Consider the following 24,740-nt stretch of genomic DNA (forward strand, 5'->3'; position numbering starts at 1 on the left):
TCGCGCAGGCTTAGATTTTCTCACGTGCAGGCACCGCCCTATGGATTCCGACCAACTGCCATCGCCCGACAGGCTCCCCCTGCCGGTGAACAGCGAACGTGCGGACATCGGCCTGACACACTGGCATGAAAGGCTTGAACGCCTCGACCCTGCGGTGCGTGCCGCACCGGCGGAGCTGGCCGAAAGCGACGCCGGCAAGGCGCTGTTGCGGTGCATCTTCGGTCACTCGCCTTTCCTTGGCCAATGTCTTTTGTCTGATCCCGCTTTCCTTGTCGACCTGGGCCGGCTGGGTCCAGAGGCTTGCCTGGAGCAGACGCTGGCGGACTGCCGCGACCCGAAGCTGGCGCGGAAAAGCCGGGCCGAGGTGGAGGCCGGCCTGAGGCGGGCCAAGCGCCGCGTTGCCCTGGTCACGGCCATCGCCGACATGACCGACGCCTGGCCACTGCTGCAGGTGACCCAGGCCCTGTCGGACTTTGCGGATGCAGCATTGGATACCGCGCTCGCCCATCTGCTGCTCAGCGCACACGAGCGCGAAGAGCTCGTGCTTGCCGACCCGGAACGCCCATTGGACCGCTGTGGCTTCAGCGTCCTGGCAATGGGGAAGCACGGCGCCAGGGAACTCAACTACTCCTCGGACATCGACCTGATCCTGCTGTTCGATCCGGACCGCATCGACTACCGCCGCGCGCGCGGCGTGCAGGAAGGCATGGTCCGAATGGCGCGGGAACTGGCCCGCCTGATGGACGAGTTGACGGCCGACGGATATGTCTTCCGCACGGACCTGCGCCTGCGACCCGATCCCGGTGCCACACCGCTATGCCTGTCGGTGAACGGCGCCCTCACCTACTACGAATCCCAGGGCCAGAACTGGGAGCGGGCGGCCATGATCAAGGCCCGTGCGGCTGCAGGCGACCAGGAACTGGGGACGTCCTTCCTGCGCGAACTCACCCCCTTCATCTGGCGCAAGCATCTCGATTTCTGGGCAATCCAGGACATCCATTCCATTAAGCGCCAGATCCACGCGCACAAGGGCGGCGCCGATGTTGCGGTGGAGGGTCATAACATCAAGCTGGGCCGCGGGGGGATTCGCGAAATCGAGTTCTTCGTGCAGACTCAACAGCTCATCTACGGCGGACGCCACCCGGAGCTTCGTACCCCGCGCACGCTGGACGCCCTGCACGCCCTGACCCAGGCCGGCCGGGTGACGCCGGAAGCAGCCGCCGACATGCACGCGGCTTACCTGTTCCTACGTACCCTGGAGCATCGCCTCCAGATGGTGGACGACAAGCAGACCCACAGTCTGCCGGCCACCGCAGAAGGTGTGGCAGGCATTGCGGCCTTCATGGGTTGCCCCGATGAAGCGGCATTCCGGGAAGTGCTTTTGCGCCACCTGCGCGCTGTGGAAGCGCACTACGCCGAACTCTTCGAGGAAGCCCCCTCGCTGGCCGGCCCCGGGAATCTCGTGTTCACCGGTGGAGAGCCCGAACCCGGGACACTGACCACCCTCCAGGAAATGGGCTTCAAGGACGGCGAGCGCGTGTTCAACCTCGTGCGCGCCTGGCATCACGGACGCTACCGCGCCACCCGCTCGGTGCGCGCGCGCCAGATCCTCACGGAATTGATGCCCGCCCTGCTGCAGGCGCTCGGCCAGGGCAGCGACCCGGATGCCGCCCTGGTCCGCTTCGACACCTTCCTCTCGCGCCTGCCTGCCGGTGTGCAGCTCTTCTCGCTGCTGTACCAGAACCCTCCGTTGCTGGAGATCCTGGCGGAAATCCTCGGCCATGCCCCGGCGCTTGCCGAACGTCTCGGACGCCGGCCGGCGCTGCTGGAAGCGGTGATCGACACGGACTTCTACGCGCCGCTGCCGGACGCCCAAACGCTGCGGGCCGAACTGGACGAAGCCTTCCGCCATTGCCGCGACTTCCAGGATCAGCTGGACGAGGCGCGGCGCTGGTCCACCGACCATCGCTTCCAGGTCGGCGTGCAGATTCTGCTGGGCAAGATCGATCCGGCCATTGCCGCGCGCGGGCTCTCCGCTCTGGCCGATGTCGCCATCGCCGCCCTTCTGGCCGCGGTCGAGGAAGAGATGGCAGCTTCCCACGGCAAGGTGCCAGGCGCGGGACTGGCCGTGATCGCTCTGGGACGGCTGGGTGCACGGGAGATGACCCTCTCCTCGGACCTCGACCTGGTTTTCGTCTACGATTGTGACGATCCCGCCCAGGAATCCGACGGACGCAAACCGCTGTCCGCCAGCGTCTATTATGGGCGTCTTGCCCAGCGACTGATCGCAGCGCTCTCGGCGCCGACCGGAGAGGGACTGCTCTACGAGGTCGATCCCCGCCTGCGGCCCTCGGGCGCATCAGGTCCCATCGCGCTCTCCCTTCCGGGCTACCAGCGCTACCTGGAACAGGATGCCTGGACCTGGGAGCTGATGGCGCTGACCCGTTTTCGGGTCGCAGCCGCCGTGCCGGACTTCGCCGAGCGCATTCGTAAGACCCTCGGGGTCATCCTGACCCGCACGCGAGATCCCGACCGACTGCTGCTCGACGTGGACAACATGCGCCAGCGGATTGCCAAGCAGCATCCCGGCCGCTCGCCGTGGGACATCAAGTACATGCGGGGCGGCCTTTACGATCTCGATTTCATTGCCCAGTACCTGCAACTGCGCCATGCCGCCGCTCACCCCGAAGTGCTGTGCGGAACGAGCGAGGCCGCCTTCGATTCCTTGGCCCGCGTCCGCGCTCTGGATCAGGAGACGTCTGCTCAGTTGCAACAGGCAATCAACCTCCTGCGCCGGGTGCAGAACTACCTGCGCCTGACCGTGGGCGAAACTTTCGAGCCGGAGCGCACACCGACGGGACTGCGCGCGGCACTGGCCCGGGCGGCGGGCGTGCTTGACTTCGAGACCCTGGAACGCACTCTGCAGACGCAGACTGAAGCCGTAGCGAATGCCTACGACAGGCTCATTGGCGAGCCGGCTGCCACCTTGCGCGCGGCCGCCAAGCAAGATGAATGAGGAGAGATGCGCACCATGACGGTCGAGCCCGGACAAACCGCTCCCGATTTCACCCTTCCCACCGACGGCGGCAAGACACTGTCGCTGAGCGAGCTGCGGGGGAAGAAGGTCATCCTCTATTTTTATCCAAAGGACGATACATCCGGCTGTACCGCTGAGGCCTGCGGGTTTCGCGACGCACTGCCCGATTTCAGCCAAGCCGATGCCGTCATTCTCGGTCTCTCCAAGGACAGCGTGAAGAAGCACGACAAGTTCAAGGCCAAGCACGAACTGCCCTTCACCCTGCTGTCCGACGAGGAAGGCACGGTCTGTGCCGCCTATGACACCTGGGTCGAGAAATCCATGTATGGCCGCAAGTACATGGGCATTGAGCGCGCCACCTTCCTGATCGATGAGGAGGGCGTGGTCCGTCAGGTCTGGCGCAAGGTGAAGGTGCCGGGGCATGTTGACGCCGTGCTGAAGGCCGTCCAGGAGCTCTGATGCAGTTCTCCTTGGCCGGCGCAGCCCTGGCGGTGCTGGACGTCCCGGACCCCGAGCGCAAGGCCCGCCGCAGCCGGGCGGCAGCCTCCGACTGGCGCGGATTGCGCATCACCGCCATCGGTGAGGGACAGCCGCCCGACCGACCGGCACGTCCCGAACACCCGGAACTTCTGCCGCCCAACCGCGTGAAGAAGCGCAAGATCGGGCCGGGCACTGCCGGGCGATTCGCCCTCCTGCACGCCCTGGCGCACATCGAGCTCAACGCCATCGACCTCGCCTGGGACATCATTGCGCGCTTCACGCACGAGGAGCTGCCGCGCGACTTCTACGATGACTGGGTGCGCGTGGCGGACGAGGAAGCCAAGCACTTCTCCCTCCTGTCGGATCGATTGGCAGCACTGGGGGGCCGCTACGGTGACCTGCCCGCCCACGACGGCCTCTGGCAGGCCGCCGAGGCGACGGCGGACGACCTCCTGGCCCGTCTGGCGGTGGTGCCGATGGTCCTCGAGGCCCGGGGGCTCGATGTCACTCCGGCGATGATTACCAAGCTGAACGATGCGGGCGACGAGGAATCCGCTGCCGTGCTGCAGGTCATCTACGATGAGGAAATCGGCCACGTCGCCATCGGCCGGCGCTGGTTCCAGTGGCTGTGCGCCAAGCGCCAGCTCGAGCCGGTGAGCACCTGGCAGCGACTGGTCCGGGAGCGCTTTCGCGGCCCGCTGAAGCCTCCCTTCAACGAACCCGGCCGCAGCAAGGCCGGCCTCACTGCGGACTACTACAGCGACCTTGTGGGCTGAGGGGAATATTGAGCCGATGGCCGCAAAGACCGGCTTCGCGGAGCCGCTATTCGCAAGTCTCCGGCCGGTGCTGAACGCCCGAGTCCCATCTGGTAACCTCGGGCCATGAAAGCCCATCATGATGCCAACCGCAGGCCGGGTGATCTCGATGCGGAACGTCTGGCCCTTGTCGCAAGCACCATCGTGAACAGCGGCGCGCGCAGCGTGCTCGATCTTGGCTGCGGCGTGGGCAAGCTTCTGGCTCGCTTGCGCAAGGAACCCCAGATCGAGCGCCTTGTCGGGCTCGAGGTCTGCGTTGAGGCCCTGGCCCACGCCCGAACACGCTTGAATATCGGAATGGACGTCCGTTCGGCCGTTCAGCAAACGCAAGGGGTCAGCCTGCACGAGGCCTCCCTGCTGTTACCGGACGAGCGACTGGCCGGTTTCGATGCCGCTGCCCTGGTCGAGGTCATCGAACACCTGGACCCCGGACAGTTGCCGGCAGTGGAGCGGAGCGTTTTTCGTTGCTTCCGCCCGGGCATGGTGGTCGTCACAACGCCGAACCAGGAGTACAATCGCCTCTACCCCATGGGCCGGCGGCGTTTCCGGGACCCCGACCACCGCTTCGAGTGGCCTCGACACAGGTTTCAGGAATGGGCTGGCGGCATGGCCCAGCGCAATGGCTATCGCGTCAGCTTTCGCGGCATCGGCGCGGAGCATCCGAGCCTGGGTGCCTCGACCCAGATGGCCGTCTTCGCGCGATAGCCGGACGTCGATGCGCTCCCGCCAGTACGGGGCCATCGGTGCAGGAGCAGAGCAGAGGGGAGGCAGCATGATTGGTGCCATCGCCGGCGATATCATCGGTTCCCGCTTCGAAGGCCATCCCGCGCCACCCAGCGATTTCGAGCTGTTTCATCGGCATTGCCGCTTCACGGATGACACGGTGTGCAGCTTGGCCGTGGCGGAAGCGCTCATGACCGGGAGCGAATTTGCGCCCACCCTGCGCGCCTTCGTTCGCCGACACCCTGACGCAGGCTACGGCGGAATGTTCATCCGTTGGGCCATGAAGGACGACGCCCCAGCCTATGGCAGTTGGGGCAATGGGGCGCCAATGCGGGTCGCGGCCGCGGGCTGGCTCGCCGCGAGCGAGGCCGAAGCCGATGACTGGGCGGCCGCCCAGTCCGTCGCAAGCCACGATCATCCCGACGCCATCAAGGCGGCCCAAGCCATTGCCCGCAGCATTCTTGCGCTGCGGCAAGGCATAGGCCCGACCGAGGTCAGGGCGGGGATCACCCGGGACTTCGGCTATGACCTGCGAGAGGAAACGGCCCTCAAGCAGGGCGGCTTCGATGTCAGCGCTGCCGGCACGGTGCCGCCTGCCCTGGTCACGGCCTTCGAGTCGCGCAACTGGGAGGACGCGGTGCGCAACGCCGTGTACCTGGGTGGCGATACCGACACACTGGCCTGCATCGCCGGCGCTGTGGCCGAAGCCATCCACGGTGTCCCGCGTCCGATCAGCGAAAGCGCACGCGCCCACCTGACCTCCGATCTTCTCGAGGTACTCAACCGCTTCGATCAACGCCGTGAAGCCGCACGCAAGCAATTGTCCGGCTGAGGCTCCATCCGAAACTGGCCCAACAGCCCAGGACAATCCATCCTGCCTATGCTCGTCATCTACGCTCTCCCGGCCCACCTAACCGAGCGCATGAGGGGGGTCTATCGCCTTTATCACGGGCTACATTTTCCGGCCAAGCCTCATGCCAGCAACAGGCGAAACGTGTATAGGTGATAGCTTACGCGAATCATGGTAATTCTTGCCATAAACACTCGGGAGGGGAGGAACACATGAAGGCTGAAGCGATCAAGCAACGGATGGCAACCTTCGCAGTGGCTCTTGCCTGGCCCAGGAGCTGGAGGCCGGCAGCATCGATGCCTTTGCGTTGGCCATCAGCGCGCCCATCGCGGCATTTGCGCAGCTCGAGGCCGAGCAGCCCGTGACTTTCTTCGCGTTCGATGCGCAGCAGCGAGAGCAGCTTTTGCGCGACAACCCGTCGCTCGCTCCCTACACCCTGGCCGCCGGCACATACCAGAGCCTCGAACAGGACCTGCCCACGGTCTCGATGTGGAGCTTTGTCGTTGCCGACAAGGACCTGCCCGACAGCCTGGCCTACGAGATCACCAGGCTGGTCCTGGAAGACAACGCGCGCATGCGCGCCATTCATCCTTCGGCCGCGCAGTCGCGCATCGAGAACTGGAGCGGCAACAGCGTGCTGCCCTTCCACGCCGGCGCGGTGCGCCACCTCCTGGAACAGGGCATTGATCTGCCGTCCGAGCGCATCCCCGAGGAGTACAGCGACTGAAACCGGGGGGCGGCTGCCACACAGGCGCATAAGCGCTACTCTGGCCGGCGCTGCAAAACCGGCTGTGTTGGAATGAACCATTATGCTGCCCAAAGGCGATAGCTACGCAGAGATCGCTGCCCGCTTCTCCTGGAAGGTGCCGCGGCACTTCAACATCGGTGTCGACGTCTGCGATCGCTGGGCTGACGGCAGCGGACGCCTGGCGTTGCTGCACCGCCACGCCGACGGCAGGACCGACCGCTACAGCTTCGACCTGTTCAAGCGCCTGTCGAACCGCCTGGCCAACCTGCTGCAGACGCAGGGGGTGACGCGCGGCGACCGGGTGGCGGTTCTGCTCCCGCAGACGCCGGAAACCGCGATCGCCCACATAGCCGCCTTCAAGCTGGGCGCCGTCTCGGTCCCGCTCTTCACGCTCTTCGGGGAGGAGGCGCTGCGCTATCGCCTGGCCGACAGCGGCGCCAGGGTCCTGGTGACGAACGCGACGGGGCTGGAGAATGTCGACGCCCTGCGCGAGGAGCTGCCGGACTTGCGGCTGCTACTTTGCACGGATGGCCCGGGCGCCGGCGGTGCCCGCGACCTGCACACCGCCCTGGCCTCGGCCTCCGACAGCTTTACGCCTCTTGTGACCGAGGCCGACGACCCCGCCATCATCATCTACACCAGCGGCACAACCGGCCCGCCCAAGGGGGCACTGCACGCCCATCGTGTCCTGCTCGGTCATCTGCCGGGCGTGGAGATGCCGCAGGAACTCTTTCCACAGGCCGGCGACCGCTTCTGGACACCCGCCGACTGGGCCTGGATCGGGGGGCTCTTCGACGTGCTGTTGCCCAGCCTGCATCACGGCGTTCCGGTGCTGGCCCATCGCATGACCCGTTTCGACCCGGAGGAGGCCTTCGCGCTCCTGGCCGAGCAGGAGGTCCGCAACGTCTTCATGCCGCCAACGGCGCTCAAGATGATGCGCAGCGTTTCCCGGCCGCGGGAACGCTGGGATTACCGGCTCCGTTCCATGGGCAGTGGCGGCGAAACTCTGGGCACGGAACTGCTGGACTGGACCCAGGCGACCTTCGGAATCAACGCCAATGAGTTCTACGGCCAGACCGAGTGCAACCTGATCGTTTCCAACTGCTCCTCCATCCTTCCCGTGAAACCCGGCTCCATGGGCCGAGCGGTCTTCGGTCATCGCGTGGCCGTGGTGAACGAACAGGGAGAGGAGGTCTCAGCTGGCGAAGTCGGCACCATCGCCGTGCGCGGGCCCGACCCGGTGATGTTTCTTGGCTACTGGAACAGGCCCCAAGCCACGGCGGAGAAATTCATCGACGACTGGATGCTGACCGGCGACCAGGGCTATGCGGATGAAGAAGGCTACTTCCACTTCGTCGGCCGCGATGATGACGTGATCACCTCGGCCGGCTATCGCATTGGCCCGGGCGAGGTGGAGGATTGCCTGCTCAAGCACCCGGCGGTGTCACTCGCCGCCGTGGTCGGCGTGCCGGACCCACTGCGTACCGAGCGGGTCAAGGCCTTCATCGTACCGGCTGCGGGCTATCAGGCGGACGCTGCCCTGGCCCGGGAGATCCAGGACTTCGTCAAACAAAGACTGGCCGCCCATGAGTATCCGCGCGAGGTCGCCTTCGTGGACAGCCTGCCCATGACCGCCACCGGCAAAATCATGCGCCGGGAGTTGCGGGGGCGTGGGTGAAGCCTTGCTCGCGCGTGGGAGCGCGGGCTATCCCTTTGCCACATCTTCCACCAATCGGAGTCCCCCGTGCCTCTGCCCCCCGCTTTTGACGGCCGCCTCGCCCTGCCCGCCATCGCCGCGCCGATGTTCCTGGTTTCCGGTCCAGACCTTGTGGTGGAGACCTGCCGCGCCGGGCTGATCGGCACCTTTCCCAGCCTCAATCAGCGCAGCACCGAGGGCTACATCGACTGGCTGGACGAAATCGAGGGGCGGCTGGCCGAGGCGCCGCAGGCAGCACCCTATGGGGTGAATCTCATCGTCCAGCGCAGCAACAAGCGCCTCGACGCCGACCTGAAGGTCACCGTCGAACGCAAGGTGCCGCTGGTGATCACCTCGCTCGGCGCGGTTCCGGAGGTGGTGGAGGCAGTGCAGAGCTACGGCGGTCTGGTGTTCCACGACGTCATCAGCCGCCGCCATGCGGAAAAGGCGGCCGAGGCGGGCGTGGACGGCCTGATCGCCGTCTGCGCCGGCGCCGGTGGTCACGCCGGAACCTTGAGCCCCTTCGCCTTCCTGCCGGAAATCCGCCGCTTCTTTGGCGGGACCATTGTGCTCTCCGGGGCCATCAACGATGGGAGCCAGATCGCGGCCGCCCGGATGTTGGGGGCTGATCTGGCCTATCTCGGCACCCGCTTCATCGCCACCCGCGAAAGCCGCGCCGACGAGGCCTACAAGCGGATGATCCTCGAGGCCGGGACCAAGGACATCGTCTACACCCCGGCGGTCAGCGGCATCCCCGCCAACTTTCTGCGCGCCTCGCTGGAGTCGGCCGGACTGGATCCGGGAGACCTCAAGGCGGACAAGAAGCTATCACTCGATCACTCCAAGGCCTGGCGCGATGTCTGGTCAGCCGGCCAGGGAGCCGCCACAATCGAGGACATTCCCGATGTGGCCGCACTCTGCGCGCGTTTGAAACAGGAACATGCCGACGCGATACAGCGTTTCTGCGCCTGAACGCCGGGCGTTCCCTGTCAGTTGCAGCGCCCGCGCGAGCCTTCCCGGCAGACATGTTCGCCATTGATCCAGGTGGCCCCCGACAGATCGGCAAAGGTCAGATCGGCATTGTTGATCTGCGCGCCGGTCAGGTCCGCCCCGCGCAGATTTGCCTGAAACAGCCTGGTATCGCGCAGGTTGGCGTTCGACAGATTTGCGTCGGTCAGGTCGGCCTTTGTCATATCCGCCTGGAAGAGCTGGGCTTCGCTCAGGTCCACGCCATGCATCTTGGTGTTGATGAACTTCGCACGATGCCCCTCGATTCTCGAAAGGTCGGCCCCGGAGAGATCGGCACGCAGGAAACTCGCTTCCCGCAAGCGAGCCCCCGCCAGGTTCACGCCGTTCAAATCGACACCGTCAAAGTTGCAGCGTTGCCAGTCCGCCTCCGCACCGGGCGGATCGGTACAGGCCGCGGCCGCCGGACCGGATGTGACGACCAGGAAGACGAGCAACAACAGGGAAGTGAGTAAAGGTTTGCGCATACCAGCAAGATCGGGGCTGAGACCCTGAAGGGCAATAGCCGGGGGGATTGTCCACCTCATGCCGCGGCAGATTTCCGCAGCTGCACCGCCCTGCCCGCCTCTTCCGGCCAGGGCAGACCATGCTGGGATTCGGCGATCTCAGCGAGTGCGGTCTGAATGGACTCCGGCATCTCGGTGCTGCGTCGGCTCTCCAGATTGACGTAAAGGCTGAGGAATTCTCCGGTCGCGGCCAGGAAGCCTGCCTCGGCGTGATGCATGCGCCAGAAGGTGTGGAACTTCTTCCTGTCCCAACCCAGCAACTGCAGGGAGATCACCAAGGGTTCTCCCAGCTTGAGTTCGCGCTGATAGGTCAAATGCCCTTCGACGGCAAAGATGCTGCCACCTGTCGTCTCGCGATGCTCAGCGGTCAGACCGACCCGTTTCATGAGGCCGTCCATTCCACGGTCAAAGGCGTAGAGGTAGTAGGCCACGTTCATGTGGCCGTTGATATCGATCCACTCCTGCGGAACCTCGGTGCGATAAAGTTCCAGCGGCGCTCCGCTCATGCTGCTTCAGCCCTTTCATCCAAACCCCCCGACGCGGGGCCGGGCCGGAGCTTAGTCGATTGGCCGGAAACGGCGAAAGGGTTTAGAGCCGGTCGTCTCTGCTCGGATCGCTCCGCGAATCCGAGCAGAGACGTGAATCGGCTCTAACACTTTAATTTAGACCGGATTCACGCATTTAATCCGAACCCGGGGTGGTTCAGATTAAATGCGATCCGGTCCAGCGTAGCTGGGCGATCATTCGGGGGACCGATACTGTGTTGAGACTGCTGAGCCTGTTGGGCGGCAAGGGCGTGCCTCTGCTGTTCGTGGGTGTGTTCATCGGCCTGCTGCTGCCGGGACTTGCGAACCTGCTCCGGCCGCTGCTGGCGCCAAGCGTGGTGTTGCTTCTCCTCTTTTCTCTCCTGCGCGTCGATTGGCAGCAGGTCGGCGCCTACCTGCGGCGACCCTTGCTGACCGGCGGTTTGGTGGCCTGGATGCTGCTGGCCTCGCCCGTGCTCACCTGGGGCGCTCTGGCTGCCATTCCGCTGCCCTCGGGTCTGGAGACCGCCGTCATCCTGATGGCGGCCGCCCCGCCGATTCTGGGAGCCACGGCCATCGCGCTGCTGCTGGGCCTCGACGGCGCGCTGACGTTGGTGGTGGGTCTGATCAGCACCCTGCTGGCACCCGTAACCATTCCGCCGCTCAGCCTCTGGCTTCTGGGCCTCGACCTTGCGATCGGAACCGGGGAGTTGATGTTGCGGCTTGGCGGCGTCGTTCTTTTGGCGCTGCTGGGCGCGCTCGCAATCCGCGCGTGGCTCGGCTCGGCCTGGCTGCGGCGCAATGGCGTCGCGCTCGATGGCATGATCGTGGTCATCATGCTGCTGTTTGCCGTGGCCATCATGGACGGCGTGACCGAAACCTTGCTGGCCCAGCCGGGGCAGGTCCTGCTCTGGCTCCTGGCCGCCTTTCTCGCCAATCCGGCGTTGCAGGCCATCACCATGCTGGCTTTCTGGGGTTTCGGGCGGCGTTTGGCCATGAGTGCGGGACTGCTGGCCGGCAACTGCAACATGGGCCTGCTCCTGGCGACACTGTCACCGGACGAGAACTTCGACGTGGTGCTCTTCTTTGCCATAGCCCAGCTGCCAATGTTCATGCTCCCGGCCATGATGCGGCCGCTCTATCGTCGCCTGCTGGCCCCGCAACAGGCGACGACTTGACGCAGCGCCGCGCGCGCACAAGGCTCACAGAGCACCGCTGGCGGAGGACACATGACGGCAGATCAGGACGACAGCCCACGCGGCATGGCCGCGGGCCTTACCCACTATGGCGATTCGGGCTTTTCGCTCTTCCTGCGCCGGGCCTTCATCAAGGCCATGGGCTACAGCGACGATGCTCTATCCCGGCCCATCATCGGCATCACCGATACCTTCAGCGGCTACAACGCCTGTCACCGCACCGTGCCGGAGATGATCGACGCCATCGAGCGCGGGGTTCTGCTCGCCGGAGGACTGCCGGTGCGCTTTCCGGTGATATCGATGCACGAATCCTTCTCCAACCCCACCTCCATGTACCTGCGCAACCTCATGGCAATGGACACGGAGGAGATGATCCGCGCCCAGCCCATGGACGCGGTCGTGCTGATCGGTGGATGCGACAAGACCGTGCCCGCCCTGCTCATGGGCGCGGCCAGCGCCGGTGTACCGGCAATCCTCACGGTCACCGGTCCCATGATGACCGGCGACCATCGGGGAGAGCGCCTGGGCGCCTGTACCGACTGCCGGCGCTTCTGGGCGCGTTTTCGCGCCGGCGAGATCGACGCGGCAGAAATCGACGAGATCTCCGGCAAACTGGCCCCCACCGCCGGCACCTGCATGGTGATGGGCACCGCGAGCACCATGGCGCTGACCGCCGAGGCGCTGGGCATGATGCTGCCCGGCGGAGCTGCCATCCCCGCCGTCCATGCCGATCGTCTGCGCCACTGCGAAGCCAGCGGGTCCCGCGCCGTCGCCATGGCGGCCGAGGGCCTCACGCCCGATCGCATCATGACGCCGCCGGCCTTCCGCAATGCCTTCCGCATTCTTCACGCCGTGGGCGGGTCGACGAATGCCCTGGTCCATCTGGCCGCGGTCGCTGGGCGCCTGGGGTATCCCCTGGACCTGGAAGCCTTTGACACGCTGGGTCAGGAAACACCGGTCCTCGTCGACCTCAAGCCCTCCGGCCAGCACTACATGGAGGATCTGCAAAAGGCTGGCGGCCTGGCGCCCATCCTGCGCGAACTGCGCCACCAGCTCGACCTCGACTGCCTGACCGTCAGCGGGCGCAGCCTGGGCGAAGACCTCGATGCCGCGCCTGCTGCCTGGCCGCAGGAGGTGGTCCGCCCCTTCGACACCCCGATCCACAGCGGCGGCGCGCTGCGCCTGCTGCGGGGAAACCTGGCGCCGGACGGTGCGGTGATCAAACAGTCCGCGGCCAGCCCGGATCTCTTGCAGCACGAGGGGCCGGCTGTGGTTTTCGAGAACCTGCAGGACCTGGCGGAGCGGATCGACGATCCCGATCTGCAGGTCACGGCCGACAGTGTCCTCGTGCTGAAGAACGCCGGACCCAAGGGGGCGCCGGGCATGCCGGAGGCCGGCTACCTGCCCATCCCGAGGAAGCTGGCCCGCCAGGGCGTCAAGGATATGGTGCGCCTTTCCGACGCGCGGATGAGCGGGACGGCCTTCGGCACCATCGTGTTGCACATCGCGCCGGAGGCCGCCGAGGGCGGTCCGCTTGCCTTGGTGCAGGATGGCGACCGGATTCGTCTCGACGCTGCGGCCGGTCGCCTTGAGCTTGTGGTCGAGGAAAAAGAACTCGTCGCCCGCCGTGGTGCCTTGCAGGCCGGCATATCCCATGCCGGTTCAGAACGCGGCTTCAAGTACCTCTATTTGAAGGAAGTCACACAAGCCCCGGAGGGCTGCGACTTCACCTTTCTGCGGCCGCAGCAGCAGGGCCCCACCGTCCCCTGATCTGACGAGTTGCTTCTGGAGCCGTGTTGCTTGCTAGCGCGGCTTCCCACCCTGTGGTAACGCATGAATGGGAGGTACAAGAAGGCCGCCGGGGGAAAGCGCCGCGGACACTTGGGCAGTTCCAGGATTTTGACTTCAGGGGTAGTTCATGCCGCAGGAAACCACTTCATACAGCGGGGCCAACATGGTTTCCGGTCGCAGGATGCTGGGGGCACTGGGTATCGGCGCCTGTCTGCTCGTCAGCGCCTGCGCCACGCCTCCGGACTCCGGCGGGTCCGACAGCGCATCGCGAGCCGGCATCGCACGAGGCGAGAGCGCCCTGCAGTCTCCCCTGTTGCAGCGCGCGGCCCTGGCGCAAGCCGATCTGTCCGACGAAGAGCTCGACGATGTCTACGACTACGATGAGGGTGACTACGATGAGGACGCCCTTTTCGGTGTAAGCGGGTCGGAAAACGAGGGCGACGGCGATCCACTGGAGACCCTCAATCGCTTCACCTTCGCCTTCAACGACATGCTGGATACGCTGTTCCTACGTCCCGTGGCCTTCACCTATCGTGAACTGGTGCCCTCGGGCATCCGCGATGCCCTGCGTAACTTCCTGCGCAACCTCTCCACGCCGGTGATCCTGGCCAACGACCTGCTGCAGGGCGATGGAGACCGGGCGCTCAACACCAGCAAGCGCTTCTTCGTCAACACGGCTTTCTCACTCGGCTTCTACGATTACGCCGGTGAACTCGGCCTGCCCTATCAGGACGCAGATTTCGGGCAGACTCTGGGGACCTACGGCGCTGGGGAAGGCTTCTATATTGTGCTGCCGGTCTTCGGCCCCTCCAGCCTGCGCGACGCCACCGGGCGCATTGTTGATCGTGCGTTCGACCCCCTGACCTACCTTTCCATCACCCATGGCGATGACGCGCAGAACCTCACCCTCCCGCGCTCCATCGTCAGTGGCGTGGACGCCCGCGCACGGTCCCTGGACATGCTGGACCAGGCACTTGCCGACTCGCTCGATGACTATACGCGTATAAGGTCCTTGTGGCGGCAGGCCCGTGAGGACCAGATACAGAAGCGGGCGCCGCGTGACGCGGAGCTCGAGTTCGGAACAAGTCCCTTCCCCGACCTATAAGAGGTCGAATGGGCACATAGGTTTCCAAGGAGGTCCCATGATCCGCCGCCTGTTCCTTTCCCTCGCACTGCTCCTCGTTGTGACCGCGCCTCCTGCCGCCCATGCCAACGAGAGTCCGGATGCCTTCCTGCGCGACTTCGGTCAACAGGCGGTGGAGCAGCTCTCCGACGAATCGGTGCCGTTCGAAGAGCGTGAAGCCGAGTTCAAGGCCATGCTGGACGAAGGCTTCGATCTGGAAGCCATCTCCCGCTTCATCATCGCCCGGCAGTGGCGGGGCGCAGCCGAGGAAGATCGGCAGGCTTTCATCTCGGTCTTCAAGGACTACCTCTCGCAGCGCTTCCTCCCACTGTTCGAGGCGTACAGCGGTGAGTCCTTCGCCACGAATGGCGTGCGACCGGACAGCGAGAATGAGGACCTTTCCTGGGTTCGCATCTCCTTCCAGGCGCCGAACGGGCAACCGGTGAACACCGACTGGCGACTGCGCCGGGTCAACGGCGGCTACAAGATTCTCGACGTGCGTGCCGAAGGCGCGAGCCTCGCGCTCACGCTGCGCGAGGAGTATGCGTCGGTCATGCGTCAGGAAGGGGGATTGGCCGGCCTGGTGACGCGGCTCGAGGAGCAGGTCGCCCGCGGCGCCTTCCGTCCCGACTGACACTGCGTTTGACCAATAAAGGAATCGTTCCACTTGAGCGACGAAACGGGCGCCGCCGGGCCCGACGGCCCCCGCCCGAAAATCGCCTTCGTTGCTGCCTCGACCCCGGAGGCAAATCAGGCGCGCGATGACCTGATCGCGCGCTACGCCTCCTGCGACGTGGACGAGGCGGAGGTCATCGTCGCGCTGGGCGGTGACGGCTTCATGCTGGAGACCCTGCATCGAACTGTGGGGCGCTCTGTGCCGATCTATGGCATGAACTGCGGCACCGTCGGCTTCCTGATGAACGAGTTTGAAAGCGATGGGCTGATCGATCGGCTCGCGCAGGCCCAGGAGGTGCGGCTGCATCCCCTGCGCATGGTGGCGCGCACGCGCGAGGGCGGTCATTCCGAGGCGCTGGCACTGAATGAGGTCTCGCTTTTCCGGGAAAGCCGGCAGGCAGCGAAGATCCGCATCCGTATCGACAGCGTGGTCCGGCTGGAGGAACTGGTCTGCGACGGCGTGCTGGTGGCAACGCCGGCAGGCAGCACGGCCTACAATCTCTCAGCCCACGGCCCGATCCTGCCCCTGGGCACGCCGCTCCTGGCGCTCACGCCAATCAGCGCCTTCCGCCCCCGGCGCTGGCGGGGCGCGCTGCTGCCGCGAGGCGCAAAGGTGACTTTCGAGGTGCTGGAGCACTTGAAGCGGCCGGTGTCCGCAACGGCGGATTTCACCGAGGTGCGGGACGTGGTCGAGGTCACGATCCGGGAGGATCGGGAAACCAGCCTCCGCCTGCTCTTCGATCCAGAGCACAACCTCGAAGAACGCATCCTCAAGGAGCAGTTCATTCCATGACGGATGGGGTTTGCTGTCTCAGCCGCTTCAGTAACCGAGAGCCTGCAGTTCCTCGCGCAGAGCCGCGATGCGATTGGCGTCCGCCGGGTGGGTCGAGAGGAATTCGGGCGGTTTGCCGCCCTCGCTCTGCCGCGCCATGGCCTCCCAGAAGCTGAGCGCAGCGCGGGGATCATAACCGGCCCGTGCCGCATAGCGCAGGCCGAGGCGGTCGGCTTCGTACTCGTGACGGCGCGAATAGGGCAGCAGCACACCCATCTGAACGCCGGCACCCAGAACCCCGGCAAGGTCGGGGGACACGCCGGCGCTGCCCAGGCCGATCTGGGCCAGGGAAACGCCCATTTCGGACAGCATCGACTGGCTCACGCGCTCGGCCGAATGGCGGCTGGTGACATGCGCCACCTCGTGACCGACCACAGCGGCGATCTCGTCGTCGCTGCTCGCGATGTCGATCAAACCGGTATTGATGCCGATCTTTCCACCCGGCAGGGCGAAGGCATTGGCCTGCTCATTCTCGAAAACCGCGTATTCCCAGTCGTAGGCATCCTGCAGTCCGGCGGCTGAGACGATGCGCGAACCGATCGTTTCGATGCGCCGGTTGAGTCCGCCATCACGCGACACCCTTTCCTGCTGACGGATGCTGCGCCAGGTCGCCACCCCCATTTCCGAAAGTTGGCCATCGTCGACCAGGATCAACTGCTGGCGCCCCAGTTGCGGGTTGTCCGCACAGCCCGTCACCACCACGAGGCTTCCCGCCGCGAGCCCACTCAAGACGGCCCGCCGCGACATGAGGCCTCCGGAATTGCCGCACATGACTGTTTCTCCCGCCCTGGATCCGAGTGTGGCGCTCAAGATGGGGCCATCCTCGCGCGGGCGCAAGGTCGCTGCCGTGTGACAGATTGGGTACAAACAACTCCTGCTGGATGGCCCGCAATCGGCACGGACACAGCCGGCGTCAAGCAGCTCTCACCCTCGCCAGAAAGGTTTGGAAATTTCCCGCTCCACCTGTTCGCGGCTCAGCCCGAGATCCTGCAGCAGGTGATCGTCCAGCTCCTTGAGATGCAGGCGGTCCTGCGAGCGCCGGGTCCAGATGCCGGTTAGGCGATAGAGGCGCAGCAGGGCTTCCAACGGCGAGGGAAGGTGAAGCGAGTTGCCGGATGCCTTATGGGCGAGCGTCGGCATCGGCCGCGAAGTATGGCGCGACATGACGAATTCTCCTCATGGACTGAGAACTGGCGTGCGCCGATGAAAACTCTGCGCACCTTGTTCATTACTGGGGTGAAGATGCGCGATCTTGCGCCACGGCACAAACGGGATAAACTCATCATTGATCTGAGATTTTCTAATGAATAGTCATGAGCCGCCGCCTGCCACCCCTCAACGCCCTGCGCGCCTTCGAGGCTGCCGCACGCCACCTCTCCTTCACCGAGGCTGCCCGGGAGCTGAACGTGACCCAGGCGGCGGTCAGTCATCAGATCCGCGGGCTTGAGGCGCGCCTGGGGCAGAGCCTGTTCCACCGGCGCAACCGGGGGCTCACCTTGACGGAAGCCGGGCGCAGCTATCTCCCCGCCCTGACCGAGGCCTTCGACCTCATGGACAAGGCCACTCGCCGCCTGTCCCTGCGCGAGGAGGAAGGCTCCTTGAAGGTCAGCGCCCTGCCCTCCTTCGCCGCACGCTGGCTGCTGCCCCGCCTCGCCCGCTTCCGCGAGCAGCACCCGGATATCGACGTGCTGGTCTCCGCCAACCAGGAACTCTCGGATCTGGAGGCGGAAGGCATCGATGTCGGCCTGCGCTTCGGCAGCGGGCGCTATCCCGGGCTGACGGTCGAGCGGCTGATGGGCGACCGGCGCCTGCCGGTCTGCAGCCCCGCCCTGCTGCAGGGACCGAAACCACTCGGAAAGCCCGAAGACCTGCGCCACCACGTCCTGCTGCACGATGAGGTTTTCGGCGGCGGGATCGAGGCCGACTGGCAGACCTGGGTGCGGCTGGTGGGACTGAAGGGCATCGACCCGCAACGCGGTCCCGGATTCAGCGACTCGGCCATGGTGCTCTCCGCCGCCATCGCCGGCCAGGGGGTTGCTTTGGCCCGGGCCAGTCTGGCGGTGGACGACCTCGCAGCCGGGCTCCTGACGCTGCCCTTCGGTCCTTCGGTTCGTACACGCTATGACTACTGGTTCGTCACCACGCCACGGGCGGCGGCCCAGGCGAAGGTCAAGGTCTTCCGCGCGTGGATGATGGCAGAGGCTGCCGACACCGAGGCGCGGATCGAGGCGCTCGCCGCCGAGCAGGGCGACGCGCAGGTGGACGACTGATCCCCGGCCAAGAGCACCGCCCCGCCACTGCAGGCGTGCCCCCTTGTGGGTGCGGTGCTATAGGAAAGGGGCATCATGTCGTCACCTGGGGAACAACAGCACCATGGCACAGCCTTCCGCCGCCAGTCGGGAAATGATCGAACGGCTCATTGCCTTCGACACCACCAGCCGCAATTCCAACCTCGATCTGATCCACTTCATTCGTGACTACCTGACCGGGCTCGGCATCGAGTCCGAGTTGGTCCATGACGACAGCGGCGCCAAGGCGAACCTCTATGCAACCCTGGGCCCGGCGGACCGCCCCGGCATCGCGCTTTCGGGCCACACCGACGTGGTGCCGATCGACGGCCAGACCTGGACCCGCGACCCCTGGCTGGTTTCCGAGGAAGACGGCAAGCTCTTCGGCCGCGGCACCTGCGACATGAAATCCTTCATTGCGGTCTGTCTGGCCTACGCGCCGCGCTTCCTGGAGCGCGCCAAGGCAACGCCGGTGCATTTCTGTTTCTCCTACGACGAGGAGGTGGGGTGTCTGGGCGTGCGGCCGCTGCTCGCGCATCTGGCCCAGAAGCCGGTGCGTCCGCGCATGGCCATCATCGGCGAGCCCACCGGCATGCGCGTGGTCAACGCCCACAAAGGCAAGCTCAGCCACCGCTGCCACGTCCACGGCTTCGAATGCCACTCCTCGCTGGCGCCCCATGGCGTAAACGCCATCGAGTATGCCGCGCGCATCGTCGTCATGCTGAGCGACATGGCCCGGCGCAAGGCCGCGGAAGGGCCCTACGACCACGCCTACGACGTGCCCTATACCACTGCGCACAGCGGCACCATCGAGGGCGGCACCGCGCTTAACATCGTGCCGAAGGACTGCAGCTTCGAGTTCGAGTTCCGCTACCTGCCGAGCGAGGACCCGCATGTGCTGCTGCAGGAAGTGGTCGACTACGCCCGCAAGGAGCTGCTGCCCGCCATGCAGGCGGTCTACCCCCAGGCCGCTGTCGACTTCGAGGAGATTTCCTCCTTCTCCGGGCTCGACATTCCCGACGACCACGAGGTGGTGCAACTGGCCAAGGCACTGACCGGTGCCAACAGCACCACCAAGGTGGCCTTCGGCACCGAAGCGGGCTTGATCTCCGATGCCGGCATCCCGGCCGTGGTCTGCGGCCCCGGCGGCATCGACCAGGCGCACAAGCCCGACGAGTTCATCGCGCTGGACCAGGTCGCGCTCTGCGAAGCCTTCATGGACCGCCTCTGCGAACGGCTCGCCAAGGAGTGACGGGCTGCCGGCGTGGCTAAAGCGGAGAGCAAACGCAGCGACCGCCGCAGTGTAATGGCGCCGCTGCGGCGCTGGCCGGCTATCGGCCTGGCACTCACTCTCGGCAGCGCCGGGGGCTGGGCCGCGGCGTCGGTTGGCCTGCCGCTGCCCTGGATGATCGGCGCCATGGTGGTCACCACCCTGGCCTCCATGGCCGGGGCCCCCATCGCCATGGCAGCAGGGCTGCGCACGGCGATGATCATCGTCCTGGGTGTGATGCTGGGCAGCGGCTTCACGCCTGAGATCATGGCGGTGCTGGGGGAGTGGACCCTGAGCCTGGCCGCCATGGCGGTCTACATCGTGGTCAGCACCGCGGTTGGCTATGTCTTCTTCCGCCGGCTCTGCGGCTACGATCCCGTGACCGCCTACTTTTCCGCCACACCGGGCGGGCTCAACGAAATGGTGATCATGGGCACGGCCTACGGCGGCGACGGCCGGCGCATCTCCCTGGTGCACTCGGCGCGCATCCTCGTGGTGGTGCTGACCATTCCCTTCGGTTTCCGCTGGCTTCTCGACGTGGCGCCGGTGGGCGGACTCGGCGTGCCGGGGCCCAGCCTGTTCGAAGTGGCAAGCGTCGACCTCGCCATCCTGGCCGCGACCGGCCTTGTCGGCTGGCTCGCCGCCCGCGCGGTGAAGCTCCCGGCTGCCTCCATCATCGGCCCCATGCTGGCCAGCGCCGGCGTGCATCTGGCCGGCTGGACCTCGGAGCCGCCGCCGGCCGAAATCGTTGCCGCCGCCCAGGTGGCCGTGGGCGCGGCAATCGGTGCACGCTTCGCCAACACCAGCCTCGCCTTCGTGCTGCGGGCACTGCGCGATTCCCTGGGCGTCACCATCGTCCTGGTGGTCATCACCCTGGTGTTCGCCGCCCTCCTTGAGGCCTGGCTCGGCATCGGCTTCGGCCCCCTGGTCCTGGCCTACGCGCCGGGCGGGCTCGCCGAAATGAGCCTGATCGCCATTGCCCTGGGCTCCGACGCCGCCCTGGTCGCCACCCACCACATCGTGCGCATCATCCTCATCGTGGTCGTGGCCACCCCGGCCTTCCAGTGGCTGACCGGCCGGAAGGCCGAGGAGGAGATTTAGGCACAACAAGCAGGCTTGGCGGCCCACGGCTGCGCCTGCTATCTCTCTCCCGCGCTGGCCCCTTGGCGGAACAGGTAGACGCACAAGACTTAAAATCTTGAGGCCGACAGGCCGTCCCGGTTCGAGTCCGGGAGGGGCCACCAGCAGCGGAGAAAGCCATTAATTATAAACGATTTTTCGAGGCTAATTGAGTCACCGGCTCCAATCCCCAGAAAAAGTGACTCACTTTCGTTCCGTCTCTGTCCTCCGCACCCCATCGGCGCCGGCAACCATCCATAGCCATTGATCCTTCCCGCGCCGGACGTGCACCACGGCTGGCACACTGACCTCCCTTGCCAATCCAGGGCATCCGGCAGAAGCTGCGCCGCTTCGTTATGGCAGGTCTTCATGCCGTCCTTCCGCCCTGTGCTGCACTTGTTGAGCCTGATTCTGCTCGTCCTTGGCGCCGCAATGCTTCTGCCGGCGCTGTTCGACCTGAGGGCGGGCTGGCAGGTCTTCGTTGGCTCCTCGGCCGTCACCATCACCTGCGCAGGCGCGCTGTACCTCAGCAGCCGCGGCGGCTCGACAAAGCTCGACATCCGCCAGGCCTTCCTTTTGACCAGCTTTGCCTGGACAGGTATTTCCGCTTTCGCTGCGCTGCCCTTTGCGCTCGCCAACCTGGACGGCGTTTCCTATGCCGACGGCTTCTTCGAAGCAGTCTCGGGGTTGACCACCACGGGGTCCACGGTGCTCGTGGGCCTCGACGAAATGCCGCGCGGCATCCTGGTCTGGCGCGCGCTGCTGCAATGGCTTGGCGGGATCGGCATCATCGTGATGGCGATCGCGATCCTGCCCTTCCTCCGCGTGGGCGGCATGCAGCTCTTTCGCGCCGAATCCTCCGAGCGCAATCAGTTCAATCTGCGCATCCGGGACTTCAGCCGGCTGATTATCGAATGCTATCTGACACTCACCTTGCTGTGCATGTTCGCCTACTGGGTTGGCGGCATGACGCTGTTCGATGCTTTCGCCCATGCCCTGACAACACTGGCCACCGGCGGTTACTCCACGTCGGATCAGTCGATGGGGAAATGGCCGCAGCCCATGGTGCAATGGGCTGCAGTCACCTTCATGCTGGCCGGTGCCCTGCCCTTTCTCCTCTACATTCAGGTGCTGCGCGGCCGGCCGTTGGAACTCTGGCGCGACCCTCAGGTGCGCTGGTTCCTTACGCTGGTCACCGCCTTCGTTCTCTACACCGCCACGCGCCTGTGGCTGGAACATGATGAAACGCCGCTGCAGGCACTCACTTTGGCCGCCTTCAACGTAGTGTCGATCATCACCACCACCGGCTATGCCTCGACCGATTACACCCTTTGGGGCAACTGGGCGGTGCTGCTCTTCTTCTTCATTATGTTCCTTGGCGGCTGCTCCGGCTCCACCGCCGGCGCGATCAAGATCTATCGGTTCTATGTCCTGGCTCAGTCGGCTCTGGCCCAGCTCAAACGGCTGATCCATCCGCACGGCGTGTTTCTGATCGTTTACCGGAATCGGCAGATCGACGAGTCGGTACGTGCATCGGTCGCCGGCTTCGTGCTGCTCTTCTTTGTGACGGTGGCAGTGGTGACACTTTCGCTGACGGCCATGCGGCTGGATTTCCTAACTGCCATCAGCGCCGCAACCACCGCCCTCACCAACGTCGGACCAGGCCTGGGCGATGTGGTGGGGCCGGCAAGCACCTTCCGCGCACTGCCCGAGCCGGCAAAATGGCTGCTCTCGGCTGCGATGCTGCTTGGGCGCCTCGAGCTTTTCACCATACTGGTGCTCTTCATGCCCCGCTTCTGGCGGGGCTGAGCTCTTGCCCTTTCACCCAGCTTTCTACGGAACGAGACTCAACGAACGCCCCTTATCCCCGCGCACATGAGGTCGGGCCAGTTGTCTTTGCTCCAAGACGCGAACGGACCATGGGCGAAGGCCCCGGCCACGGCGCGCAATGATCTCTCTTGGTCGCGCGCATGAGGGGCCGTTCGTTCCCCTTACGCCGCGCTGCGCAGCTTCTTTCGCACGGCGTTGGAGAAGGGGCCCAGGATCGGGCCGTCGCCGGCCAGGGTGGTGCGGCGGAAGACGCGGCGGTAGCGGCCCATGTCATAGGCCTCGGCGCGGTGCAAGGTGACGCGGTTGTCCCACATCACGAGGTCGCCCTGCTGCCACTTGTGGAAATAGCAGAACTGCGGCTGTGAGAGATGCTCCACGAGCTGGCGGTGCAGCGCCTGGCCCTCTTCCAGGGTCATGCCGCTGATCTCGTTGCCGGAGTTGGCCGTCATGAAAAGCGAGCGGCGATTGCCGCGGTCAGGATGGACGCGCACCAGCGGATGGCTGACCGGCGGAATCTGCTCCTTCTCGTGCTGGGTGATCGGCGGCAACGAGGGGAAGAGCCGGCGGCCAAACTCGTAGTAGTGCACCATGTGCAGCGGCTCGATGAGCTCCTTGGTCTCCTCCGGCAGCGCATCGTAGGCCGCCAGCATGTTGGCAAAGCCGGTGCGCCCGCCTTCGGCCTCATCAGGCAGGACCTCGATGCCGTAGAGCAGCGAGGCATAGGAGGGGATGTAGCGATAGGAGCTGTCGGTGTGCCAGCGGGCATTGACCTTCTGGAACACCACCCGGTGGTCGGTCTCCGGCAGGCTCTCGCCCGTGGCCGTCACATTGGCCACGTTGTAGATGGTCGGCGCCTTCTTGGTCTTGTCGGCCTCGGGAAAGGCCTCCAGCGGACCGAAGCGCGTCGACATCTCGACCTGCTGCTCCTCCGTCAGCTCCTGGCGACGGAAGCAGAGCACGTGATGCTGCTGCAAGGCATCGCGCAGTTCGGCAACCAGCGCGTTGTCCAGGGGTTGGCGGAGATCGAGGTCGGTGATCTCGGCGCCCAGCGCATCGTCCAGGGGCTTGAGAGTGTAGCGAGCGGCCATGGGGTTCCTCCGGTGCCTGTTTTCATTGACGCGGGACGCGCCCGCGGCGGCTGGTGCCCATGATAGACCGCTCTGCACAGCCGCGAAAGACAGCCCAGAACCTGCATCGGACCGGCTTTCTGCACTTCAAAGCGCAGGCCTGTTGCTTTTGGCGCACAGCAAAAGGCCGCCTCACCGGAGCGAGACGGCCTTTGCCGACTTTGTTGGATTGTTCTGCGACGCGTCAGCGCTTGTGTTGATCCCAAAGGTAGCCGCCGGCCGTACCAGCCGCGCCACCGATGATGGCACCGGTGACCGGGTCGCCACCCGTGACGGCTCCGACGCCGGCACCGGCTGCAGCGCCGCCGGCACCACCGCTCATCATGCGCTGCTCGGTGTTGCTCATGCCCGAGCAGGCACCAAGGGTCAAACCGGCAACGGCGACAAGGGCGAAAGCGGTCTTATTCATAGCGAGCCTTCCTTTCATCTCCTACTTATCTTGTGGCGAAGCTTTATTGCGTTTAGCTGCGCCGCGTTCCCCACACATCTTGGCATTCCTTCGCGCGGTACAACCCCGTTCCCGGGAAACCGGACTGTGACATTCCCTTTTTGCGATTTATTACAGGGCGTTAACCACCACTCTTCCGAAGCACTGTCACAGCGATGCCACAAGCCTGTTGAGAAAAATTGGCCGGCCCGATAAGTCGGCGCCGGCCAAAGTGGGCAAGGGACAGAAGTGGAGGGAATTATGAAGAGACTATTTGTAAATAAAGATCCGATTCAACAGCTACTGGGGCGGCCAGGCGGAGGTGGAGACCTGAAAGGGTTGCCACGCCACCCCGCCAGGCTCCATCGGCATCACCGCGAGCGGTCAAAGACATAGCCGCCGGCCGTGCCAGCGGCACCGCCGATCAGGGCACCCGCGACAGTGCTGCCGCCGGTCAGGGCACCAATTGCGGCGCCGCCGGCCGCACCCATGGCACCACCGCTCAGCATGCTCTGCTCGGTCCTGTTCATATTGCTGCATCCGGCCAGACCCAGGCCTGCAACGGCGACGACGACCAAGGCAATGCGCTTCATTGTGCTCTGCTCCTCCAGTTATGGTATCATTTTCGCAAGTCATCCAAGGCGCCCGGCAGGGCTT

At 65.3% G+C, this 24,740-nt stretch carries 24 protein-coding genes and 1 tRNA gene; 18 read left to right on the forward strand and 7 right to left on the reverse strand.

What is annotated here, in order from left to right:
* The first annotated feature begins 40 nt into the window (after positions 1-40).
* The 8 genes from ABZ720_RS13670 to ABZ720_RS13705 all read left to right on the forward strand — a co-directional run bounded on the left by ABZ720_RS13670 (position 41) and on the right by ABZ720_RS13705 (position 9,321).
* Entirely contained in the window at positions 41-3,016 is a 2,976-nt protein-coding gene (locus ABZ720_RS13670; protein WP_366556087.1) for a bifunctional [glutamine synthetase] adenylyltransferase/[glutamine synthetase]-adenylyl-L-tyrosine phosphorylase, read from the forward strand.
* Between the two features lie 15 nt (positions 3,017-3,031).
* Entirely contained in the window at positions 3,032-3,496 is a 465-nt protein-coding gene (gene bcp / locus ABZ720_RS13675) for a thioredoxin-dependent thiol peroxidase (RefSeq protein ID WP_366556190.1), read from the forward strand.
* Complete coding sequence (locus ABZ720_RS13680) at positions 3,496-4,293, forward strand: ferritin-like domain-containing protein (RefSeq protein WP_366556088.1); 798 nt, start codon at positions 3,496-3,498, stop codon at positions 4,291-4,293. The genes bcp and ABZ720_RS13680 overlap by 1 nt, the downstream gene beginning before the upstream one ends.
* 105 nt (positions 4,294-4,398) lie before the next feature.
* The gene (locus ABZ720_RS13685) at positions 4,399-5,037 is read left to right on the forward strand and encodes a methyltransferase domain-containing protein (RefSeq protein WP_366556089.1); all 639 of its coding nucleotides are present in this window, start codon (positions 4,399-4,401) and stop codon (positions 5,035-5,037) included.
* Between the two features lie 67 nt (positions 5,038-5,104).
* Complete coding sequence (locus ABZ720_RS13690; protein WP_366556090.1) at positions 5,105-5,887, forward strand: ADP-ribosylglycohydrolase family protein; 783 nt, start codon at positions 5,105-5,107, stop codon at positions 5,885-5,887.
* A gap of 295 nt (positions 5,888-6,182) precedes the next feature.
* Positions 6,183-6,632, forward strand: coding sequence for a TAXI family TRAP transporter solute-binding subunit (locus ABZ720_RS13695; RefSeq protein ID WP_366556191.1), 450 nt, complete (start codon positions 6,183-6,185; stop codon positions 6,630-6,632).
* Between the two features lie 82 nt (positions 6,633-6,714).
* Positions 6,715-8,331, forward strand: a complete 1,617-nt coding sequence (locus ABZ720_RS13700; RefSeq protein WP_366556091.1) for an acyl-CoA synthetase — start codon at positions 6,715-6,717, stop codon at positions 8,329-8,331.
* A gap of 66 nt (positions 8,332-8,397) precedes the next feature.
* Positions 8,398-9,321 (forward strand): NAD(P)H-dependent flavin oxidoreductase, encoded by a 924-nt coding sequence (locus ABZ720_RS13705; protein WP_366556092.1) that lies wholly within the window; start codon positions 8,398-8,400, stop codon positions 9,319-9,321.
* A 17-nt stretch (positions 9,322-9,338) separates the two neighbouring features.
* Here the strand turns inward: ABZ720_RS13705 and ABZ720_RS13710 are convergent, their stop codons facing one another.
* Both ABZ720_RS13710 and ABZ720_RS13715 read right to left on the reverse strand, forming a co-directional pair.
* Positions 9,339-9,842: a pentapeptide repeat-containing protein gene (locus ABZ720_RS13710; RefSeq protein WP_366556093.1), complete on the reverse strand. Its 504-nt coding sequence runs from the start codon at positions 9,840-9,842 to the stop codon at positions 9,339-9,341.
* Positions 9,843-9,898: 56 nt separating this feature from the next.
* Positions 9,899-10,387, reverse strand: coding sequence for a thioesterase family protein (locus ABZ720_RS13715; RefSeq protein ID WP_366556094.1), 489 nt, complete (start codon positions 10,385-10,387; stop codon positions 9,899-9,901).
* 254 nt (positions 10,388-10,641) lie between these two features.
* Here ABZ720_RS13715 and ABZ720_RS13720 point away from each other — a divergent pair, with 254 nt between their 5' ends.
* The 5 genes from ABZ720_RS13720 to ABZ720_RS13740 all read left to right on the forward strand — a co-directional run bounded on the left by ABZ720_RS13720 (position 10,642) and on the right by ABZ720_RS13740 (position 15,983).
* On the forward strand, positions 10,642-11,583 hold the full coding sequence (locus ABZ720_RS13720; RefSeq protein ID WP_366556095.1) for a hypothetical protein: 942 nt from the start codon (positions 10,642-10,644) through the stop codon (positions 11,581-11,583).
* 51 nt (positions 11,584-11,634) lie between these two features.
* Complete coding sequence (locus tag ABZ720_RS13725; protein WP_366556096.1) at positions 11,635-13,371, forward strand: IlvD/Edd family dehydratase; 1,737 nt, start codon at positions 11,635-11,637, stop codon at positions 13,369-13,371.
* Between the two features lie 148 nt (positions 13,372-13,519).
* Positions 13,520-14,497, forward strand: coding sequence for an MlaA family lipoprotein (locus ABZ720_RS13730; RefSeq protein ID WP_366556097.1), 978 nt, complete (start codon positions 13,520-13,522; stop codon positions 14,495-14,497).
* 37 nt (positions 14,498-14,534) lie between these two features.
* Positions 14,535-15,149, forward strand: coding sequence for an MlaC/ttg2D family ABC transporter substrate-binding protein (locus ABZ720_RS13735; protein ID WP_366556098.1), 615 nt, complete (start codon positions 14,535-14,537; stop codon positions 15,147-15,149).
* A gap of 33 nt (positions 15,150-15,182) precedes the next feature.
* Positions 15,183-15,983 (forward strand): NAD kinase, encoded by an 801-nt coding sequence (locus ABZ720_RS13740; RefSeq protein ID WP_366556099.1) that lies wholly within the window; start codon positions 15,183-15,185, stop codon positions 15,981-15,983.
* 27 nt (positions 15,984-16,010) lie between these two features.
* Here the strand turns inward: ABZ720_RS13740 and ABZ720_RS13745 are convergent, their stop codons facing one another.
* Both ABZ720_RS13745 and ABZ720_RS13750 read right to left on the reverse strand, forming a co-directional pair.
* A complete protein-coding gene (locus ABZ720_RS13745) occupies positions 16,011-16,769 on the reverse strand; it encodes a M48 family metallopeptidase (protein ID WP_366556100.1) in 759 nt (252 codons plus the stop codon).
* Positions 16,770-16,946: 177 nt separating this feature from the next.
* The gene (locus ABZ720_RS13750) at positions 16,947-17,186 is read right to left on the reverse strand and encodes a DUF1127 domain-containing protein (RefSeq protein ID WP_366556101.1); all 240 of its coding nucleotides are present in this window, start codon (positions 17,184-17,186) and stop codon (positions 16,947-16,949) included.
* A gap of 149 nt (positions 17,187-17,335) precedes the next feature.
* On the opposite strand from ABZ720_RS13750, the gene ABZ720_RS13755 reads away from it, so the two are divergent.
* From ABZ720_RS13755 to ABZ720_RS13775, 5 genes are all read left to right on the forward strand, one after another.
* Complete coding sequence (locus tag ABZ720_RS13755; protein ID WP_366556102.1) at positions 17,336-18,292, forward strand: transcriptional regulator GcvA; 957 nt, start codon at positions 17,336-17,338, stop codon at positions 18,290-18,292.
* Positions 18,293-18,395: 103 nt separating this feature from the next.
* Complete coding sequence (gene argE / locus ABZ720_RS13760; RefSeq protein ID WP_366556103.1) at positions 18,396-19,562, forward strand: acetylornithine deacetylase; 1,167 nt, start codon at positions 18,396-18,398, stop codon at positions 19,560-19,562.
* 12 nt (positions 19,563-19,574) lie between these two features.
* On the forward strand, positions 19,575-20,681 hold the full coding sequence (locus tag ABZ720_RS13765; RefSeq protein ID WP_366556104.1) for an AbrB family transcriptional regulator: 1,107 nt from the start codon (positions 19,575-19,577) through the stop codon (positions 20,679-20,681).
* Between the two features lie 56 nt (positions 20,682-20,737).
* Positions 20,738-20,824 (forward strand) — tRNA-Leu (locus ABZ720_RS13770).
* Positions 20,825-21,068: 244 nt separating this feature from the next.
* Entirely contained in the window at positions 21,069-22,508 is a 1,440-nt protein-coding gene (locus ABZ720_RS13775) for a TrkH family potassium uptake protein (RefSeq protein WP_366556105.1), read from the forward strand.
* Positions 22,509-22,690: 182 nt separating this feature from the next.
* Here the strand turns inward: ABZ720_RS13775 and ABZ720_RS13780 are convergent, their stop codons facing one another.
* The 3 genes from ABZ720_RS13780 to ABZ720_RS13790 form a co-directional block, all read right to left on the reverse strand.
* Positions 22,691-23,617, reverse strand: coding sequence for a TauD/TfdA dioxygenase family protein (locus tag ABZ720_RS13780; RefSeq protein ID WP_366556106.1), 927 nt, complete (start codon positions 23,615-23,617; stop codon positions 22,691-22,693).
* Between the two features lie 223 nt (positions 23,618-23,840).
* Positions 23,841-24,065 (reverse strand): YMGG-like glycine zipper-containing protein, encoded by a 225-nt coding sequence (locus ABZ720_RS13785; RefSeq protein ID WP_366556107.1) that lies wholly within the window; start codon positions 24,063-24,065, stop codon positions 23,841-23,843.
* A 389-nt stretch (positions 24,066-24,454) separates the two neighbouring features.
* Entirely contained in the window at positions 24,455-24,676 is a 222-nt protein-coding gene (locus tag ABZ720_RS13790) for a YMGG-like glycine zipper-containing protein (protein ID WP_275819721.1), read from the reverse strand.
* Between the last annotated feature and the right edge of the window lie 64 nt (positions 24,677-24,740).

Source organism: Aquibaculum sediminis (assembly GCF_040712085.1).
Classification (GTDB): Bacteria; Pseudomonadota; Alphaproteobacteria; order Kiloniellales; family DSM-21159; genus Aquibaculum; species Aquibaculum sediminis.

Coding starts and splice junctions, on each gene's coding strand:
- ABZ720_RS13670 (WP_366556087.1), top strand. CDS start 41: ATGGATTCCGACCAACTGCCATCGCCCGACAGGCTCCCCCTGCCGGTG.
- bcp (WP_366556190.1), top strand. CDS start 3,032: ATGACGGTCGAGCCCGGACAAACCGCTCCCGATTTCACCCTTCCCACC.
- ABZ720_RS13680 (WP_366556088.1), top strand. CDS start 3,496: ATGCAGTTCTCCTTGGCCGGCGCAGCCCTGGCGGTGCTGGACGTCCCG.
- ABZ720_RS13685 (WP_366556089.1), top strand. CDS start 4,399: ATGAAAGCCCATCATGATGCCAACCGCAGGCCGGGTGATCTCGATGCG.
- ABZ720_RS13690 (WP_366556090.1), top strand. CDS start 5,105: ATGATTGGTGCCATCGCCGGCGATATCATCGGTTCCCGCTTCGAAGGC.
- ABZ720_RS13700 (WP_366556091.1), top strand. CDS start 6,715: ATGCTGCCCAAAGGCGATAGCTACGCAGAGATCGCTGCCCGCTTCTCC.
- ABZ720_RS13710 (WP_366556093.1), bottom strand. CDS start 9,842: ATGCGCAAACCTTTACTCACTTCCCTGTTGTTGCTCGTCTTCCTGGTC.
- ABZ720_RS13715 (WP_366556094.1), bottom strand. CDS start 10,387: ATGAGCGGAGCGCCGCTGGAACTTTATCGCACCGAGGTTCCGCAGGAG.
- ABZ720_RS13725 (WP_366556096.1), top strand. CDS start 11,635: ATGACGGCAGATCAGGACGACAGCCCACGCGGCATGGCCGCGGGCCTT.
- ABZ720_RS13730 (WP_366556097.1), top strand. CDS start 13,520: ATGCCGCAGGAAACCACTTCATACAGCGGGGCCAACATGGTTTCCGGT.
- ABZ720_RS13735 (WP_366556098.1), top strand. CDS start 14,535: ATGATCCGCCGCCTGTTCCTTTCCCTCGCACTGCTCCTCGTTGTGACC.
- ABZ720_RS13745 (WP_366556100.1), bottom strand. CDS start 16,769: ATGTCGCGGCGGGCCGTCTTGAGTGGGCTCGCGGCGGGAAGCCTCGTG.
- ABZ720_RS13750 (WP_366556101.1), bottom strand. CDS start 17,186: ATGTCGCGCCATACTTCGCGGCCGATGCCGACGCTCGCCCATAAGGCA.
- ABZ720_RS13755 (WP_366556102.1), top strand. CDS start 17,336: ATGAGCCGCCGCCTGCCACCCCTCAACGCCCTGCGCGCCTTCGAGGCT.
- argE (WP_366556103.1), top strand. CDS start 18,396: ATGGCACAGCCTTCCGCCGCCAGTCGGGAAATGATCGAACGGCTCATT.
- ABZ720_RS13775 (WP_366556105.1), top strand. CDS start 21,069: ATGCCGTCCTTCCGCCCTGTGCTGCACTTGTTGAGCCTGATTCTGCTC.
- ABZ720_RS13780 (WP_366556106.1), bottom strand. CDS start 23,617: ATGGCCGCTCGCTACACTCTCAAGCCCCTGGACGATGCGCTGGGCGCC.
- ABZ720_RS13785 (WP_366556107.1), bottom strand. CDS start 24,065: ATGAATAAGACCGCTTTCGCCCTTGTCGCCGTTGCCGGTTTGACCCTT.
- ABZ720_RS13790 (WP_275819721.1), bottom strand. CDS start 24,676: ATGAAGCGCATTGCCTTGGTCGTCGTCGCCGTTGCAGGCCTGGGTCTG.